Source organism: Melioribacteraceae bacterium, from assembly GCA_035362835.1.
Taxonomy (GTDB): domain Bacteria; phylum Bacteroidota; class Ignavibacteria; order Ignavibacteriales; family Melioribacteraceae; genus DSXH01.
This window is the reverse complement of record DAOSDY010000002.1, coordinates 317,692-335,857: the sequence shown is the minus strand read 5'-3', so window position 1 is coordinate 335,857 and position 18,166 is coordinate 317,692. Positions and strand designations below refer to the sequence as shown.

At 42.4% G+C, this 18,166-nt stretch carries 12 protein-coding genes and 1 tRNA gene (1 of these 13 cut by a window edge); all 13 read right to left on the bottom strand.

Annotated elements, in window-relative coordinates:
* Positions 1-454 precede the first annotated feature (454 nt).
* Complete coding sequence (locus tag PLZ15_08620; protein HOI29805.1) at positions 455-3,778, bottom strand: PDZ domain-containing protein; 3,324 nt, start codon at positions 3,776-3,778, stop codon at positions 455-457.
* Between the two features lie 305 nt (positions 3,779-4,083).
* Positions 4,084-4,992, bottom strand: coding sequence for a DUF58 domain-containing protein (locus PLZ15_08615; GenBank protein HOI29804.1), 909 nt, complete (start codon positions 4,990-4,992; stop codon positions 4,084-4,086).
* Positions 4,992-5,498 carry a tetratricopeptide repeat protein gene (locus PLZ15_08610; protein ID HOI29803.1) on the bottom strand — a complete coding sequence of 169 codons (507 nt, stop codon included), beginning with the start codon at positions 5,496-5,498 and terminating at the stop codon, positions 4,992-4,994. Before PLZ15_08610 ends, PLZ15_08615 begins: the two co-directional genes overlap by 1 nt.
* Before the next feature lie 64 nt (positions 5,499-5,562).
* The gene (gene hydE / locus PLZ15_08605) at positions 5,563-6,624 is read right to left on the bottom strand and encodes a [FeFe] hydrogenase H-cluster radical SAM maturase HydE (GenBank protein ID HOI29802.1); all 1,062 of its coding nucleotides are present in this window, start codon (positions 6,622-6,624) and stop codon (positions 5,563-5,565) included.
* Positions 6,624-6,755 carry a hypothetical protein gene (locus tag PLZ15_08600; GenBank protein ID HOI29801.1) on the bottom strand — a complete coding sequence of 44 codons (132 nt, stop codon included), beginning with the start codon at positions 6,753-6,755 and terminating at the stop codon, positions 6,624-6,626. The genes hydE and PLZ15_08600 overlap by 1 nt, the downstream gene beginning before the upstream one ends.
* 199 nt (positions 6,756-6,954) lie before the next feature.
* Entirely contained in the window at positions 6,955-7,896 is a 942-nt protein-coding gene (locus PLZ15_08595) for an LD-carboxypeptidase (GenBank protein HOI29800.1), read from the bottom strand.
* Between the two features lie 162 nt (positions 7,897-8,058).
* Positions 8,059-8,739 (bottom strand): phosphate signaling complex protein PhoU, encoded by a 681-nt coding sequence (phoU, locus tag PLZ15_08590; protein HOI29799.1) that lies wholly within the window; start codon positions 8,737-8,739, stop codon positions 8,059-8,061.
* A 71-nt stretch (positions 8,740-8,810) separates the two neighbouring features.
* Positions 8,811-9,641 (bottom strand): phosphate ABC transporter substrate-binding protein, encoded by an 831-nt coding sequence (locus tag PLZ15_08585; protein HOI29798.1) that lies wholly within the window; start codon positions 9,639-9,641, stop codon positions 8,811-8,813.
* Entirely contained in the window at positions 9,642-11,294 is a 1,653-nt protein-coding gene (locus PLZ15_08580) for a M28 family peptidase (protein ID HOI29797.1), read from the bottom strand. It abuts the gene before it with no gap.
* Between the two features lie 125 nt (positions 11,295-11,419).
* Positions 11,420-14,266, bottom strand: a complete 2,847-nt coding sequence (locus PLZ15_08575; protein HOI29796.1) for a T9SS type A sorting domain-containing protein — start codon at positions 14,264-14,266, stop codon at positions 11,420-11,422.
* A 73-nt stretch (positions 14,267-14,339) separates the two neighbouring features.
* Positions 14,340-17,129 (bottom strand): TonB-dependent receptor, encoded by a 2,790-nt coding sequence (locus PLZ15_08570; GenBank protein ID HOI29795.1) that lies wholly within the window; start codon positions 17,127-17,129, stop codon positions 14,340-14,342.
* Positions 17,130-17,276: 147 nt separating this feature from the next.
* Entirely contained in the window at positions 17,277-18,074 is a 798-nt protein-coding gene (locus PLZ15_08565; protein ID HOI29794.1) for a lysophospholipid acyltransferase family protein, read from the bottom strand.
* Positions 18,075-18,147: 73 nt separating this feature from the next.
* Positions 18,148-18,166 (bottom strand) — tRNA-Glu (locus PLZ15_08560); it runs 153 nt beyond the window's last position.

The window sequence follows — 18,166 nt, the reverse complement described above, 5'->3', positions numbered from 1 at the left end:
ATTGATAAGTAAGAAGACATGCGGAAGAAGTGTAAGGCATTAAGAACCCCTCTGAATGCTGAAGCAAGTTAAAATTTCAACTTATGAATTGCAAGGGAAAAGTTGCATGAGGGCGGGAAGCGAGAAGTCGGAAGACAGAAGACGGAAAAGGCAAAGATTAAAACTGTTCTGGGCATGTCGCAAAAAGTTCGGTGTAAGCTTGGTTGAAAAGAACAATTAAACATTTGATTGGATGATTGGATGATTGGTTGATTGCAGTAGACTACCGATTTCGGGATTTCATCAATTTACTTAATCAGCGATGATCCGCTGAATCCGCGTATGATACTGAGCGGAGCGAAGGATCATCGGCGTTCTATCCACCTGATAGAACGCGGATGACGCAGATTAAACTGATTAACGCAGATAATAATAAAAGCCCGCTTTCGAATTAGCGGGCTTTCGTTTTGAACAATTATTTCTTTACAGCGGGTTTTGGATACGGAGGATTCTCAACTTTAATGCTTCCCTTCTCTTTGAGCAATTCCAACGTCTCCTTTACAGCCCTTTCAAGCTGAACATCCCTTCCTTCCGATAACGATTTAGCGTCGAGGCGGACTTCAATATCAGCCGGGACACCTTCATTCTCCGCAATCCATTTCTTATTAATCGGGTCGAATACGGCATTATCCGGCGCGGTAGCTGTGCTTCCGTCCACAAACCTGTAATGCACTGATGATTTAACCAATCCGCCCCACGTTCTCATACCGATGAGCGGACCCGCATTCTGCTGACGGAAGACCCACGGGAAGAAGTCGCCGCCCGAGCCCGAGAGTTCATTTATCAGCAATACTTTGGGGCCTAAAATTCCTGCGGGGAGCCGGAACGGTTTTCCGTCCGGAACTTCATTTGTAAGCGCGGCGCGGAGTGAGCGCGTCATTAGATCAACCATATAATCATCGAGCAGTCCGCCTCCGTTAAAACGTTCGTCTATAACGGCGCCTTCTTTATCTTGCTGAGCGAAGAAATACCTGTTGAATGATATCACTCCCGGTCCTCCTGTATTAGGGACCCATACGTATGCGAGTTTGCCGTCCGATAATTTATCAACGAGTTTCCTGTTATCCTCAACCCACGCCCGCTGGCGGAGCCCCCTATCGGAAGCGATCGGCTGAATAATAACCTCCCAGGAATTTTCGAATTCGGGTTTATCATTTATGTGCAGAACCACCTGCGTTCCTGCGGTGCCGTCGAAATATTTGTAAGGATCTACTTTGTCGGTTATTTCATTTCCGTCAATACCAACTATGTAATTCCCTTCTTTCACTTTGAGGCCCGGTTTATCTAACGGAGCCGAGAGTTCGGGATTCCAGCTTTCGGAAGTAAATATTCTCGCAATCTTCCAGCGCCCGTTTTCCGGAATAAGATCCGCGCCCGGCAGACCTGTCCTGTTCTCATCAACATTAGGATAATCTCCGCCGCCTACGAAACTGTGACCCACGGATAATTCGCCGTTCACCTGATCGATAATATAATTAAGATCGGCACGGTGACGCACATATTTAATCAACGGTGAATAACGGTCGTATACTTCATCCCAGTCGCGCCCGTGCATACCGGGATCGTAGAAATGATTTTTCTCGTAACGCCATGCCTCTTCAAAAATCTGATTCCATTCGCTGAGACGGTCGAGGTTCATTTTCAGACTTATGTTCAGGCGGTCGCCTCCTGTTCCTACCGGAGCTGCTGTTCCGGCTACCTTCCACGTAGTTCCTTCCTGGAAGAGAATCTGTTTACCGTCGGCGGAAACTGAAACCTGCCGCGCGGATTTAATAAAGTCCTCAGCTTCCCTTTTTTCGAGAGAGAATTTTTTAAGAAGGAATCCGGGAGTGTTAGGGATTATTTCTGCGATAAAGACAGAACCTTCCGGCCCGCTTAAAGTAAACCGGTATGATCTTGCCGGAATAGGAAGAGGAATTATTCTTCTCTCAATTCCGCCGAAATCAATTTTAACGAGAGCGGTATCTTTCTTTTCCGCCTTGTCGGGTTTTGCAGCGGCTGCCTTTGTATCATCAGTTTTCTTTTCATTCTCCTTGCCGTTTTTTTCAGGTTTGTCTTTTACTTCTTTTTCTTCATCGCTTCTTAAACTGAAAGGTGACTGATCGTCAGCTCTTAAATTTATAAGGTATGCCGCGTAGGACGGATCGGCTGTCATTGCGGATGTATTAGCCCATCCGGAAGCGAGAGCCACATCGGTGCTCGCGAGGAAGTATAACTGTTTTCCGTTCCTGTCCCATGAAGGCGAGAATGAATCCGCGAAAGGATCTGTAAGGGGTTTAGATGTTTTTGTTTCGAGGGACCAGACAAAGATCTGCCTGAAATTATTGGAACCCGATTTTGAATACGCAAGCCATTTGGAATCGGGCGACCAAGTAATTCCGTTATTACCTCTCTCAATATTATTGCCGCCAACATCTGCAGTTGTGATTTTGCCAGTTTCAATTTCTATTACCTGTATTCTCACCTCATCGTCGCAGAATGCGATATACTTGCCGTCGGGCGACCAAGATGGAATCCACACGAACTTTGATTCACCGATCGAAAGGGTTTTCGGTTCCGAGAGCCCGTCCTGATCGGCGATAAATAATTTATATCCTTTATTATCTTTATCAGAGAACCAAGCGATCTTATCACCTTTCGGAGACCAGATCGGCGATCTATCAGCAGCGTCGGAGCTCTTAGTTAAATTTCTTGAATTGCCGTGTTTAACCGGGACGGTAAAAATTTCTCCGCGGCTTTCCATTAAAGCGCGTTTACCTGTTGGCGAAAGAGAAACGGAATTAACCGAACTGCTGACGTCCTCCCACTTAGTCTCTGCCCACGGGAAATCGCCTATTACATTAATCTCGAGCTGCTTAACGTTTCCGGTTTTCGGATCGAGTATGTTGATATATCCTTCCCGTTCAAAAGTTAATTTTCCTGCGCCGGCATTGAGCCACTTAATATCCGTTCCTGTAAACTTTGTAACCTGTTTCAGTTCGCCTGACTTATGTGAATAAGACCAGATATTTACAATCCAGTCCCTGTCGGAAAGGAAATAGATCATGTCGTCGAGCCAGACAGGTTGAATATCGATCGTCCTTTTTTCATTCGGTATCAGGACCTCATTCATATTATCGAGGTCGAGTATGTAAAGGGAAGAATTCTGTCCGCCCCTGTAATTGCGCCATTCTTTATCCCATCGCGAGATTCTGTCCGCGACAATTTTTTTACCGTCGGGCGAAAACGCGCCGTCTGTTCCCCACTGTTTATAGAGAAGCGTTGAATAGCCGCCGTCTTTAGGAACAAGCCAGAGCCGGTCGTAAGCAGTAGGCGCGGTTTCCCGGTTGGATGAGTAGAGAATATTCTTTCCGTCCGGAGTCCAGCCGAGTGCAGTTGCGGATGCAGGATACCAGGTGAGCCGTACTGGATCCCCGCCTTCGACAGACATAACATAGACGGCACTAATTCCGGACCTGTTTGAAGTGAAGGCAATCGTTTTCCCGTCGGGCGAGAAATGAGGATCGCTTTCAACAGCAGGTGTGCTTGTTAACCTTTTAAGATCCTTACCATCCAGCTTACAAACCCAAAGGTCTCCGCCGTATGCAAATACAATTTTTTCGGAACTGACAGCCGGCTGACGCAGAAGACGCGTTCCCTGCGCGTAGACTGAAGCTGATATGAACAAAATTAAAATTAGAACCGCGGACAATCTGAATAGCAAATTGCCCGGTGTAAATGATTGGTTTAGTTTTTTCATTAAATGCTCCTTAAGATATATTAACGAAAAGAAATTGATGAAGTTTTTTTCGAGAGACTTGTGTAAACATAAGAAATAGGATTTTATCACAAATTGTTCAGGATGAATGTCTATTTGACTCTTTTAATTGATTAAAAGTTACGAAGAGTTAGAATATTATGTAATAGGAAAATTTATGGGGAATACAGGCACAGTGTCATCCTGACGAAAGTTAAGATCTACGAACCAAGCCGGCCCCGCATTTTCTAAGGTGAACTAAGAACCACGAACAAAGAACCAAGAACCACTAATCCAGAACTCCCTTCCTACCCCATTCTTTGTCGTTTTGCGAAGTAGGCGATAATCGCTTTATCGAAGGGCTGATCGGTCTCAATCAGATTATATTCAATTCCGTAATTGAGGCAGCTGCTCTTGAGCCGGTTAAGGTATTCGGCCATCGCCTGCTGATATGCTTTGCGTATATGATGCGGCTGTGTTGTAATCTTCTCGTCGGTTTCAAGATCCACAAAAATCGAATCCCTGTCGAACCCGAAATTCTTTTCAACCGGATCGAGAACCTGGAAAACAATTACTTCATTCTTCCTGAAATGAATCTGTTTTAAAGCTGAGATAATCGAATCGGGATCGTCAAAAAAATCGGAGATGATTATTGTTAGTCCGCGCTTTATTATTTTTTCTGCAACCGAATCGAGACATTTGGAAGTCTGCGTAGCGCCTGAAGGTTTAATACGGTTGAGCGCAGTAAGAAGAGTTTTTAAGTAGACCCTGTTCGATTTGGGCGGCAGGTAATCGTGAACCCGGTCGGAATAGAGAGTAAGCCCCACAGCATCCTGCTGATTGATCATAATATAGCTGAGCGCCGCGGCGAGAGTGATTCCGTATTCAAGCTTCGAAACGTCCGATGTGTGTTTGAACTGCATCGACCTGCTGATATCCACGAAGATATTGCAGATCAGGTTGGTCTCTTCCTCAAACTGCTTTATGAAATATTTCTCCCTTTTCGCATAAACTTTCCAGTCGATATTGCGTATCGGGTCGCCCTGCATATAGGGACGGTGTTCGCTGAACTCAACGCTGAAACCGTGGTAAGGCGAACGGTGAAGTCCGACCATAAAACCTTCCACAATCATCCTAGCTTTCAGCTCGAGCGATTTGATCTTTGAGATTACGGAAGGATCGAGAAACTTTCTGTAATCCTTTGCTTTAACCGACACTATTTTGTGCCTTCGAGTCTCTGCTGAAGAATCTGATCCGGAGTAAGCCCGATCGATTCGAGTTCGAGTTTAACGGAGCCGGCGAGTGGATCGCCAGGATATTTTTTCAGGAATTCCTCATAGACCGATTTTGCCTCTTCACTCTTATTCAGTTCGTTCGCGAGTATAAATCCGGTCATCATCATGGAAGGGGGAGCTTCTTTAAAATCCGGGTAATCAGCGTAGATTCTTTTATAATATTCAACTGCTTTCTTAAGCGACTCCTCTTTAGGAAGCAAGGGTATCTGTTCCATGTGATAGATCTTGGCGCATTCAAAAAGAGCCTGCGGCGCATAATCACTTCCCGGCGCTTCATCGGCTACTCGTGTAAAACCGTCGACCGCATCCTGGTATTTCTGTTCGCTAAGGTCCTTCGCCGCTTTATCGAAAACCTCTTTATCATTTATCGAACTGCAGAAACTGAAAATGAAGATCATCATTGAAAAAAGAAGAAATTTGTTTCTCATCTTTTAACTCCGTTAAATTTTGTGGTGGAAATATACAATCAATCGGTCAATCAATAAAAGGGATTTATTTGAACGACCAGTTTGTAATCTGCTGGGGTGTGAATTTGAGTGAATCGCCCCTGGATGAAGAGATACGCCTTCCTATCAATTCGAGCTGGGATTGAAGAGTAGGCCTCAACTTCATCGGATCATCTGTAACGCACTTACGGTCCGGATAGATCTGATATTGATCCCTGTAGGGATTTGGGGTGAAATCGGGCATAACAACGTTCGCGCCGGCATTCAATCCTTTTACTCTTCCCTCTTCGTCAAGAGTTGCAAGCGCAGTTGTAGCGGGAATATGAATATTCTTAAGCACAAGCCGTGCTACCGCCATAGTCTTGAGAGTGAGCTCAACGCTCCCCGGTTTCTTCAACTGATACGGCGTATGAGGGGAAGGAATGAATGGCCCGAACGCGGCAAGATAGAGATCGAGTTCTTTACAGAGGAGTATATCATCTGCGATATCATCAATTGTCTGCATCGGAAGCCCTATCATATTTCCTGAGCCGATCTGATAACCGATCACTTTCAAAAATTTTAAATGAGCGAGCCGCTCGGAAAGTTTCTGTTTATGATGGTATGCTTCGTAAAGTTTTGGATTGGCTGTCTCGTGTTTCAAGAGGTAACGGTCCGCTCCGGCAATCTTCCATGTGCGGTACTCGTCGAATCCCCTTTCACCGAGACTGAGTGTTATAGCGGCGTCGGTCTTCTGCTTGATCGAATAGATGATATAAGCGATAAGGTCGGTATCCATAACATGATCTTCACCGGATTGAAGTACGATTGTATGTATACCGAAATTATGGATCAGGTGCGCGGTCTCGATTATCTCGTCTGGTGTCATCCGGTAGCGTTCGAGATTATAATTATCTTCACGTAATCCGCAGTAGAAACAATTCTGGTCGCAGAAATTCGAGATCTCGATTATACCGCGGAGGTGGACTTCATCACCGCAGAATTCCTGTCGTACCTCGTCTGCCCTCTTGAAGAGAAGTTCGATCTCCTCCTTCTCCTTGAGACTAAGAAGAAAGATTATTTCATCTCTTGTCAGCTGGTCGCTATGTAAAAGTTTTTCAATATCCATCAGCAGCAAATAAATTTATTAACAGACTGATTCGTTAAATCAAGAGGCGCAAAGAGAATTAATTCTTTCTGAAGTTTAAGTTCAGGATTATTGATTAGTGAACGGATATATTTTCTGTTTATAAATTCCATTTGAAATTCCGGTTAATCTTTAAGAGTCAGGGTTACCGGACAAATGAACAACAAATATACCAGTTGAAAAAGGAGTGAAAATAATTGCAAAAGACGCTGAATTTTCAGGGATTTCTTAAAAAAGAGAATAAACCGAATTCGTTATTCTACATATTAAGCAAATTGAGAAATTCCAGTCAATTCAGCTTTTTAGAGATTTTCAGCTAACCGCGCTTTCCGGAATTTCAATATATCCCCTTGAAGCATTAAGTACGCACCGGATTCCGAACGGAATAGTAAGATTCTCTTTTATATGGCCGTGCTTTACATTATAAATCACAGGAAGATCAAGCTTCTGGAAATACTCTATTACAACCTCGTTGAGCGAGAATGATTTCTTTTCGGGATCGCTTTCAACACAATTAACGAAATGACCGAGCACAATTCCATTTATCTGCTTGAATATTTTCGCGAGCCGCAATTGATTAAACATCCTGTCGATCCTGTATGGAGCTTCGTTAATATCCTCCAGAAGCAGAATAGAATCTTTCAGTTTAGGAAGGTATTCCGTCCCCATAAGCGAAGTTAAAACGCTAAGGTTGCCGCCGATAATTCTTCCGAAGCTCCGTCCTTTATTGAGAACGTAGAATTTTTCGTTGCGCGGATTAGAAAGCTTTCCAATCTTCTTATCGGAAGTGATAGTGCGCCAGAAAACTTCTTCGGTGAACTTGCTCACCTCGTCGTGGAAATCGACCGCCACCATCGGTCCGGCAAATGTTATTAATCCGCATTTTACAAATAACGCCATCTGAAGCGCGCAGATGTCGCTGTACCCGACAAATATTTTCGGATTATTGCGGATCTGGTTGTAATTGAGTTTATCGAGGAGTCTTCCGGAGCCGTAACCGCCTCTGATTGAGAAGATTGCCTTAATAAGTTTGTTAGCGAACATCGAATGGATGTCTGTAATTCTCTGCTGATCAGTACCGGCTAAATAACCTTCCTGAATACCGACATGTTTACCGACTTCAACACGATATCCGAGTTTTTCAAGGTATTGAACGCCGCGGTTTACTTTGGAGAGATCGTCAGGTGAAGATGCCGGGGAAATAATTCCAATCACGTCCCCGGGTTTCAGTTTTTTTGGTTTGATTATTCGCATCAACTATGTCAAGTAACTCGTGTTCAATATAGTAATTCATTCAATTAAAATAAATTAGTCGGATAAATAATTTGATCTTCCGGCCTGTAAATTTGAGGAGGATCATAGGTCGGCAAATAATTAGAATTCAGGCTGAAAAAGAAGATTTTGAGCTATCCGGACTTATTCAACCTTCGGCAGTTTATCGATATTCTTGCGGTGACTTATTATCTGGCCATCGACAAAGAATAGTAGGTTCTCGGCAATATTGGTCGCATGATCGGCAAGCCGCTCAAGATTCCTAGTAAGAATAAGAAGATGCGAACAGGGTTCAATTAGTTTTATATCCGTCTCCATCTTCTTAATGAGGAATTTGAATGTATCGCGGTTAAGCTGATCGACTTTATCATCGCTCTGAATTACGAGCATTGCAAGATCGGAATCCTGGTGAATGAATGAGTCGATCGACTGCTTGAGCATCTTGCGGGCATTCTGACCCATCTCATAAATTCTGCTTTCGATAATCAGTTCGTTCTGCGCATTAGCTTTCTTAAGATGCTGCGCAACATTTATAGCTATATCGCCGCAGCGTTCGAGCTGATTATTAATAATAAGCGAGGAGAGGATAAACCTCAGATCAGAGTCGAGCGGCCTGAAGAGTGTTAAAAGATTTTCGCACTGAGTCTGGATCAGGTTGTCGTATGCATCCACTTCAAGGTCACGGGTTTTGATTCCTTTGCAATGATCAACTTCCCCAGTCTCGAGAGCATAAATTACTCTTTCAACCTGTTCATCAACAATGGATGCCATCTTGATCAAATTCGTTTTTAAGCTTTCAATTTCCTGACTCAGATTCGGTTTCATTTATAGATCCTTTTCAATTTTCATAGCAAACTTAATAATTTCATTGGGAATAAGTAATTCAAATAAGAAAATCAGAACTTAACTTCGAAGAGAGAAATAAATCCGTTCTCCTTAATAATATTCTGACCTTTAGGACTCAAGACCCAATCAATAAAATCCTTGAGCGGGCCGGACGGCTGGTTAAGTGTATAAAAGTAGAGATAACGGGTAATCGGGTAACGGTCGTTCCTGATTGTCTCTTCATTCGGTATTACATTGTTAATCGCCGCAAATTTTACACCGGATTTGAATGCAATACCTCCGTAACCGATAGCTGCGGGATTCTTTCTCACGAGGGAGATGACACCCTCGGTAGTAAGTCCAACCGAACTGTTTTCACAATACTCGCTTCCTTCAAGAATATGTTCTTTAAAGTAGAGATAGGACCCGGAACTTGGTGTCCGGTTTATTCTTTCAATAAGTATGTCATTTCCGCTGAGTTCCTTCCAGTTATTAATTTTGCATGAAAAAATATCGCGCAGCTGTTCAACGGATAGATTGCTAACCGGGTTATCATTATTGAGGTAGATACAGAGCCCGTCTTTTGCGATAAGGTAAGCTATACCGATCGATCCGAAATTATCCGCAAGGAGTTTAACTTCCTCCGGCTCAAGATTTCTAGACGCTGTACAAATATCGATCTCACCTTTAATAAGAGACCGCACGCCGGATGTTGTTCCGCCGCCGTCAACATAAACAGAGATTCCCGGATGCTGTTCCATATACTCCTGGGCAAGAATGCTTGTAAGTTGATACATCGTATCGGAACCTTTTATCCGGATCGAGGCAACCTGAACAGGAGTTGCGGAACATCCGGCAAACATCACAAGAAGAATGACCAAAAAAACTATTCTCATCTTCATCTATCTCTTCTCCGCTATCGACCTGAGCCGGATGTTAAGGTAAGGGGTACCCCTGTTCCACTCGGGTTCCACTTCGTTTTGTGATAGATCAATTATCAATGATGCAAGGACTGTAATATGCTGTATTGCAGCATCAGGATTTATTTTCTGATTAAGATCGTCGAAGGGAGTGTGGTAATATTTTTTTGAGTATTCCAGATATTTTTCAAATCCTTCCTCCCTGCTCAGATTTGCATAGTCGAGTCCTTCTGAAACAAGAATCGAAGGGATTCCCGCATTAGCGAATGAGACCTGATCTGATCTTGAAAAAGATTCGCTGTATGCAAACTGAGGGGGAATACCAGTTATTTCAAGGGTCAGACTATTGGCAGTATTCTCAAGAAAATTTTTTAAAGTGGAATATTCTTTACCGATACCAATAATACTTTTAAAATTATCGAACGAAGCAATACCATCGATATTTACATTAGCAACAGTTTTGTAAAGAGGAAAGACCGGATTATCGGTATAATAACGGGAACCGAGAAGTCCGGATTCTTCACCGGTAAGAAGAAGGAAGACAATAGACCGGCGGAGTAAAAAACTGTTCCTGCTGAAATACGAAGCAAGCTCGAGAAGTGCCGCAGTACCCGAAGCGTTATCGAAGACACCGTTGTAGATCGAATCGCCGTCTACAGCAGGGCCGATTCCGAGATGGTCGTAATGAGCTGTTACGATTATGTAGCGGTCTTTCAGCATCGGGTCATTCCCTTCGATCATACCGATAACATTCTGGGCAATGAAATCCCTTGTCTGGTAATGACCTTTAAATGACAAACTGGTAGAAAGAGGAAAACTTTTAATCCTGTTTCCGGCCTGCATCATCCGGATCTCTTCAATAGAATAGCCGGAATTATTAAAGAGTTTTACAGCGGCTTCATAATTTATGATTGCGCTGAAATTTGAAGAGACGGAATATGCGAGCGAAATACTCTCGAATGAAAAATCCTTCTTCAATTTTTCCCAGAAACTTTTTTTATCGTTTCCGTACTCGGGTATTAAAATACTACCTCTTGCGCCCCGGGAAATGGCAATCCTTTGTTTTGACTCCGCATAACTGTAGACAGAGGGTAAAGACCCCTGGAAAAAATCCTCATCTTCGGAGTAAGGTTCGCCATCTATAAAAACAACAATCTTGCCTTCAACATCTACCGACTGATAATCATTGTAATCATACTCGGGTGCAATTATGCCGTATCCAACAAACACAAGGGGAGTAGGTATCGGTATGAAATTCTGAGACCCGGATTGATAAAGTAGATAATCATCAAATAGATTCAGATCGGATTGAGTAGAATTAAAATGAAGAATCAATTTTGAGGAAGGTAAAGCTCTGCTTTCGTGCATCGGGATATTCTGGTAAAAGGTATTATCGTTTCCGACAGGTTTGAGTCCGATCCTGTTGAATTCAAGTGCCAGATAACGGGCTGCCAGATTGCCTCCGTTCATTCCTGTGCCCCGGCCTTCGAGAAGATCACTTCCTAAAAAATTAACGTGGCGAAAAAATTCGGAACTGCTGAATTGAGACGGATCAATAACAGAATTTCTAACCTGGGCAAAGCCAAGAAACTGCTGAATTAAAATTAGAAGTATTGTTAAATATCCTGACTTCATTTATCTCATCAAACTTAAACTCATTCGGAAAATAGTAAAAATGAGTTAATGATGAAAAAGTGATCTCCAAGAGAATAAAAAAAAGGGCGCCTTACGACGCCCGGAGAAGAGGGAGAGAGAGAGAATTATTTCAATAGTGTCATCTTTTTAGTTATTACCTGTCCGGCGGATTCCAGCCGATAGATATAAATACCGCTTGAAAGATTATTTGCGTTCCAGTTTAATGTATAGGAACCTGCCTGCTTATAATCATTAACTAGTTCGGCTACTTGTTGACCGAGGACATTATAAATAGCGAGTTTAACATTTCCAGCTGCGGGAATTGAAAAATTGATTGAAGTCGAAGGGTTAAACGGATTCGGATAATTCTGAGATAATTCATATTTGTCAGGAATAATCCCGTTTCCTTCATCTTTCAGGTCTGTCGAAATGAATTCGAGCGAACTCCAACCTGCCGCCCAGTTGCTGTATCCGAAAGCACCAATAAATGTTGCCGTAGCATCAAAGAATCCGTCATTGGGAGGTGTAGCTGCTCCTGTGTATACAACCGAATTAGGCTGCGGAAAAGGATTTGGCTGAGTCGCATGGAAAGGATTTACCAGGCCGACTTCAGCGTTTGTAGCATATGTTCGGCCGTTGTTAGTGGTTGTAAACCATGCAGGCATTTCCGTCTGGAATGTCGCGTCGGTCGATTTCAAATGACCCGATACCGAACCTGAAATAATACTGTTCTTCAGGAATGTTACTCCAGTTTTCGCATCAGCTACTGTGTTGGTTCCATCTATTAGTACTCCGTCAGGCCAGCCCATAATAAGCGCATTGTAAATTTTATTCTGTGATGATCTTCTAAGGTGCATTCCCCTTCTATATAGTGCGTTATAATTTGATGTGGTTGTTGCTGCCGGACCAATCAATGTTACGTTATAATAAGTTGGTCCTGTTCTGGGTGAATTGGTTGAACCGCTTCCGTCGTTATCGGATTCGAATCCGTTCGATTGCGATTGATCTGCAATCTGCGGATCTCTTATTGCTAACAGGAACTGTAACTTACCGTTATAACCGAAATCAGTATCGAAATCATCGTCCCATGTTCTAAATGCAATCAGGTATTTTGCATTGACGGTTCCGCCGAAAAATTCGTAGGCATCGTCGCCGGAATAACTGACCTGAATACGTTCAATTTTGGTTCCGCGTCCCACACCGCCAAAAGTTAATCCGTTTATTTCGTTGTTCAGAGAATAAGCAATACCGGGGTATTCAATTCTGACATATTCCATTACACCGCTGTTATCATCCGGATTGTTTCCACCATAAGAATCACCGGGACCTTCAATTGCTGCAGTTCCACCCGGTACGTTGATAGGTGCATTACCAAGAATTATTATTCCGCCCCAGTCGCCGTAAGTAGGCTGACGTGTAGAACCGGATTTTGTAAACTCACTAGTAAATACAACCGGATTTTCTCTTGTGCCGGTTGCAAAAATTCTTCCACCCGGTTTAACAACTAATGAACCCTGAGTTGAATTTTGTCCGTATATTTTTGTACCAGCTTCGATTCGTAATGTCCCGCCGTTCTGAACTCTGACAATTCCTACCAGAGTATAATCTTTATCACGGGTAAGTGTAATATCAGTCGTAATATCGCCCGCAATAATTTCTGCAGGCTTTGCCGGCACAACTATATTAAACGAACTCCAACCTGATGTCCAGTCTCTGTAGCCGAATGCTCCTACATAATTTGCCGTAGCATCAAAAAAGCCATCGGCCGGAGGAGTTGCACCGCCGGTAAAAACAGGTGAACCAATTGTAGGCATCGGATTCGGATTGGCTATTGTAAAAGGATCTGCTAGACCGACTTCAGCGTTTGTAGCGTATGTACGTCCGTTGTTTGTTGTTGTAAACCATGTCGGCATATCTGTCTGGAATGCTGCATCAGTGGATTTCAAATGCCCGGATACCGAACCAGCAATAATACTGTTCTTCAGGAAAGTTACTCCCGCTTTTGCATCAGCAACAGTATTGGTTCCATCGATCAACACACCGTCCGGCCAACCCATAATTAACGCATTGTAAATTTTATTCTGGGATGATCTTCTTAAGTGCATTCCCCTTCTGTAGAGTGCGTTGTAATTTGATGATGTTGTTGCTGCCGGACCAATCAATGTTACGTTATAATAAGTTGGTCCTGTTCTGGGTGAATTGGTTGAACCGCTTCCGTCGTTATCGGATTCAAAACTATTCGATTGCGATTGGTCTGCAATCTGAGGATCGCGTACAGAAAGTAGAAATTGCAACTTACCGTTGTAACCGAAATCAGTATCGAAATCATCATCCCAGCCGCGGTAAGCGATTAAATACTTCGCATTAACTGTTCCGCCGAAGAATTCAAAAGAATCATCACCTGAGTAGCTTACCTGAATATACTCCAGCTTTGTTCCGCGTCCTACACCGCCGAGAGTCAAACCGTTAATTTCATTATTGAGTGAGTATGCTATTCCAGGATATTCGATTCTTACATATTTCATCACTCCGCTGTTATCATTTTCATTGTTGCCGCCGTAAGTATCACCGGGACCTTCAATTGCTGCAGTTCCACCCGGAACGTTAATTGGAGCGTTACCTAAGATTATAATTCCGCCCCAGTCTCCGTAAGTAGGTTGTCTTACTGCGCCTTGTTTGGTAAACTCGCTTGTAAATACTATTGGATTACTCTGAGTGCCTTCAGCCATAATTTTAGCACCCGGCTTAATAATAAGAGAACCCTGTGTAGAATTCTGACCATATATTTTTGTACCGGGCTGAATTGTTAATGTAGCACCAGACTGAACTCTCACAATCCCGTTCAGCATATAAGTATTGTTCGAAGTCCATGTTGTGTTCGCGGTGATATCTCCCGATACAACCACATCCTGAGAATAAATAGAACTAACAGCCGCCATCCATACAAGCAGAAATAGAAACAACTTCTTCATCTTACCTCCATTTAATTAATAAATTCATTTCATCGGTCATCATTCTCAGGCAAAAACGCGGCTACTTATTATTCTATAAGTTGTAGGTGAAACCGACAGAGAATGTCTGACCTCTTTTAGCAATTTCCGATGGTTTATCGCCATCTGGAGTTTTTTGAATAAACTTGATATCCTGAGCAAGCAGATCTTTTGCTGCGACTTTTATTGAAAGACTGCTGAAAATTTTTGCGGAAAGAGAAAAATCAACCTGGTCTCTGGGCAACTCGATTACGTCTCCAAGTCCGCCGAAGCCTACACGCGAAATTCTCTGACCAACTTTATTATAGACTAATGACGCGGAGAAACCGCTCTCGAACTGTTCATAATAGAGTCCGAGATTCAAAATGAAATCTGCCTGTCCCTGCAAAGGACGTTCGGCTAATTGAAATCCTCTATCCTCCAGTTCGATTTTGGAATCGATCAAGCTGAGATTACTTATCAAGGAGAAATTGTCAAGTAAGGATCCCATAAATCCGAGAGTTTTTCTCAATTCGAATTCTATACCGAAGTTTCTTGCGTCTTTACCGTTTTCATATGTTCTGATCGGATCGAAAGATGATGAAGAAACAAGAACCTGCTCGATGGGATCATTGAATTTTTTATAGAAGAGACTCACAGAGAATAATTCTCTCGGAGCAGGATAATATTCAAAGCGAAGATCATAGTTTGAAATTAAGCTTCTTCTAAGATTGGTATTTCCCTGTACAAGCTCATTTGTAACAAAGTCGAAATAAGTGAATGGAGCCAATTCTCTGAATTCAGGACGCGCGAGAGTTCTGCTTAATGCAAATCTAAGGTTAATATTATCGGACGGCTGATAAGTAACGTTCAGGCTCGGGAAAATATCATTGTATTTAGCGTTAATATTAATCGGCTCACCGGTACGTGATTTGGAAACAAGTTTTTGAACCGAATTTTCATATCGTACACCGGTTACGATTTTAACGTTATCGAGCGGCTGGAAATCTACCATAGCGTATGCGGCGTGAATCGATTGCTCTGCCGAGTAACTGTCGGTCGGCTGTGTAACTTCAGTCAATTCAATAAATGTAGGATTAATGTTTTCCGGAGCGAATATTTTATCGATACTCTGCTGAATTATTCTATCCTCTTCCATAAAATTTCCACCGGGGATATTACGGAAGCCGAAGATGCGCGCATTAAAATCCCTGTCCTTTGCATCGAAAGTGTAGCCTAGTTTGATTGAAGGAAGATCCGGATTCCCGAACGGTTTAAGACTGAAATTGAAATTGGCACCGTAATTATTGTCATTCAGATTTCCGAAATACCTTGTAAAAAGTCCCTGGTCTAACAGGAGTCTCATCGGTTCAGTCTCATCGTCCATATAACGTGCGTAGATATATCGTCTGGCATCGGGTTCGTCCCGCTCTGAATGCGCGTAATTTAAATTCCAATCGAACAGTAAACCGTTGAGAAGATTAAAATTATGACTTCCTAGGAGCTGGGAGGATTGAAGCGAACGGGAGATAAACCTTAGTGCGGTTGTCTTTCTATACTGTGAAGAATAGTTATGAAATCCTTCATATATCGTTGTTTCATCATCCGCAGTCTGATTATAAATATTTTTGAAACTGATTTTATGATCCCTGCCAGATTTATAGCTTACATTAAGCAGAGCGCCCCACATAACATTGTAGCTGTTTACAACGCTGTTATATTGATATCTCGGTCCTTCAAAAGTATAACTTGCCTGTTCCATCTCTTTAATGTCATTAGAGCTGGAATAAGTAAGAGATGCGATGTAGCCGAGCAGTCCGCTCCCCAAAGAGAGCTGATTGCCGAGATTGAGCTTAAAGCTTCCATTCACAGGTGCTTTTGCAGTTGAAGTACTCCAGTTATTCTGGAATGACTGTCCGTACTTCTGGAGGTCGGCCGGCGAATATGTCCTGTCGAGTCTTGCACCGGGTATAAGCGAAGGGAGCTGTCTTGTGCCATCGTCGTAACCTAGAAAATCCCTTGCGCCGCCGCTATACGTATTAACATTTTTAAATGTTGATCTGGTGTTGTAACTCGATGAAGCACTTATATCAAAAATGAATTTTGAAGGAAATTCTATCGTATTGATTTCAACCAATCCGCCGGTAAAGTCGGCAGGTTTATCGGGTATAAAGGTTTTAGATGTGAGGACGTTCTCTATCAAACTTGCCGGGAAGAGATCGTACGAAAAACTTTTTTTCTCCGGATCGGTGCTCGGAAGATTGGATCCGTTAAGCATTGTATTGTTATAACGGTCGCCAACTCCGCGAACGAAAGCATACTTCCCTTCCGAAATTGTAACTCCTGTCATTCTTTTTAGAACATCCGTACCGTCTGAGCTGTTGTTCTTGCTTATGAGTTCTGCGCTTAGTCCGTCTATTATATTAAGTGAGTTCTTCTGAATATTGAGTATCGCGCCTTCAGTCGATTTCAAAGCTTCCGCAGTAACAACTACTTCACTGATTTCTGTAGTGGCAGGCTTGAGCTGAACATTCAGTTTTGTTTCCTGACCTGCCTCTACCTTAACATTTTCAACAGTAACCGACTGGTAAGAAATAAAAGAAAACTTAACAGAGTATATACCTGGGTCCAGACCTTTAATAGAGAAGAATCCGTCTAGATCCGATGAAGTCCCGGTTGTTGTACCTAAAACAATTATATTAGCCCCAATAAGAACATCATTATTGGATGCATCAATAATTTTCCCTGATATTGTTCCTTTCGATTGAGCCGTTGCCAGACCTGCAATCAAAATTAGGAATACTAAAATATTTTTTATTTTGGGTAATATGACCCACCCCATGGATGAATTTGTTGATTTGTACATCTCTCTCTCCTTACAATTAAAAATTTTTCTCTCCGGGACAAAAGTAAGACTTGAATATTACCTTAATGTTAAGGGTGTGTTAAGGAATTGTTAAGAAATGTTGCGGAAAAAGCTTTAAAAAATGAAGGGATAAGTGGGTTTTGTTATTTATTTAATCAGATCAGCTCTGTTCCAGGATTTGAGTGAATTGAGGATGAACTGCACTGATTTATCGTGCTGTTCTGTTCCGTTGCCTGTGACGGTCATCGGTTCACCGAACGCTATGTGAACCTCTTTATCAGGATCGATACGACCGAATTCCTTAATGATTTTTCCATTCTGCCAGGCGTCTGTTACAATAGCAACCGGAATTACAGGAATGTTGTTCCGTTTTGCGAGTTTTATTCCGAGTGAATTAAATCCTTCCGGATCAAATATTTTACTTCTGGTTCTCTGAGGGAAAATAATTACAGAAAATCCTTCTTTAATTCTATCGCTTCCAACATTCAGGACAGTCATCAAATCCTCTTTCGGATTTTCTCTTCCAACAACTATGGGATGACGGGCCATTGCGATCGGTCCGAATAAAGGAAACGTGGCGAGTTCAGATTTAATTACATAAACTATTTTTTTAATCTGGTGAATGAATGAGGGGAATAGAAAAGTTTCCAGGATGCTCATATGATTCGAAACGAATACAACCGGACCTTCAACTTTTTTTATGTTGTTTATTCCTGTTACAGTAATTCTAACACCTGCTTTTTCAATGCTCTCAAGTATATCGAGCGATGAATTAACCCAGTTAATTTCGTCATACTTATTATTTCTTGCCTGTTTGTTAGAGTAGAGAATTATCCTGAGGACATGGACAAGGTAAAAATAGAGAGAAGGGAAAATTCTTCTTGTATTCTTAATTCCGGTTTTGTACTGGTCTTCAGCCGGCAAAAATCTTTTATAGGAATGCATAATTAATTATGAATCGATTTTGGATGGGACAAAGATTATGAAAACTAATAAATGAGTCAAGCACTGACAAGAGTGACCCCAAGGGGATTCGA

Excerpts from the sequence above, each read along its gene's own strand:
- PLZ15_08585 (HOI29798.1), bottom strand. The coding sequence starts at position 9,641 with ATGAAGATGAGAATAGTTTTTTTGGTCATTCTTCTTGTGATGTTTGCC.
- phoU (HOI29799.1), bottom strand. The coding sequence starts at position 8,739 with ATGAAACCGAATCTGAGTCAGGAAATTGAAAGCTTAAAAACGAATTTG.
- PLZ15_08620 (HOI29805.1), bottom strand. The coding sequence starts at position 3,778 with ATGAAAAAACTAAACCAATCATTTACACCGGGCAATTTGCTATTCAGA.
- PLZ15_08610 (HOI29803.1), bottom strand. The coding sequence starts at position 5,498 with ATGAGAAACAAATTTCTTCTTTTTTCAATGATGATCTTCATTTTCAGT.
- PLZ15_08600 (HOI29801.1), bottom strand. The coding sequence starts at position 6,755 with ATGGAATTTATAAACAGAAAATATATCCGTTCACTAATCAATAATCCT.
- PLZ15_08570 (HOI29795.1), bottom strand. The coding sequence starts at position 17,129 with ATGTACAAATCAACAAATTCATCCATGGGGTGGGTCATATTACCCAAA.
- hydE (HOI29802.1), bottom strand. The coding sequence starts at position 6,624 with ATGGATATTGAAAAACTTTTACATAGCGACCAGCTGACAAGAGATGAA.
- PLZ15_08575 (HOI29796.1), bottom strand. The coding sequence starts at position 14,266 with ATGAAGAAGTTGTTTCTATTTCTGCTTGTATGGATGGCGGCTGTTAGT.
- PLZ15_08595 (HOI29800.1), bottom strand. The coding sequence starts at position 7,896 with ATGCGAATAATCAAACCAAAAAAACTGAAACCCGGGGACGTGATTGGA.
- PLZ15_08565 (HOI29794.1), bottom strand. The coding sequence starts at position 18,074 with ATGCATTCCTATAAAAGATTTTTGCCGGCTGAAGACCAGTACAAAACC.
- PLZ15_08580 (HOI29797.1), bottom strand. The coding sequence starts at position 11,294 with ATGAAGTCAGGATATTTAACAATACTTCTAATTTTAATTCAGCAGTTT.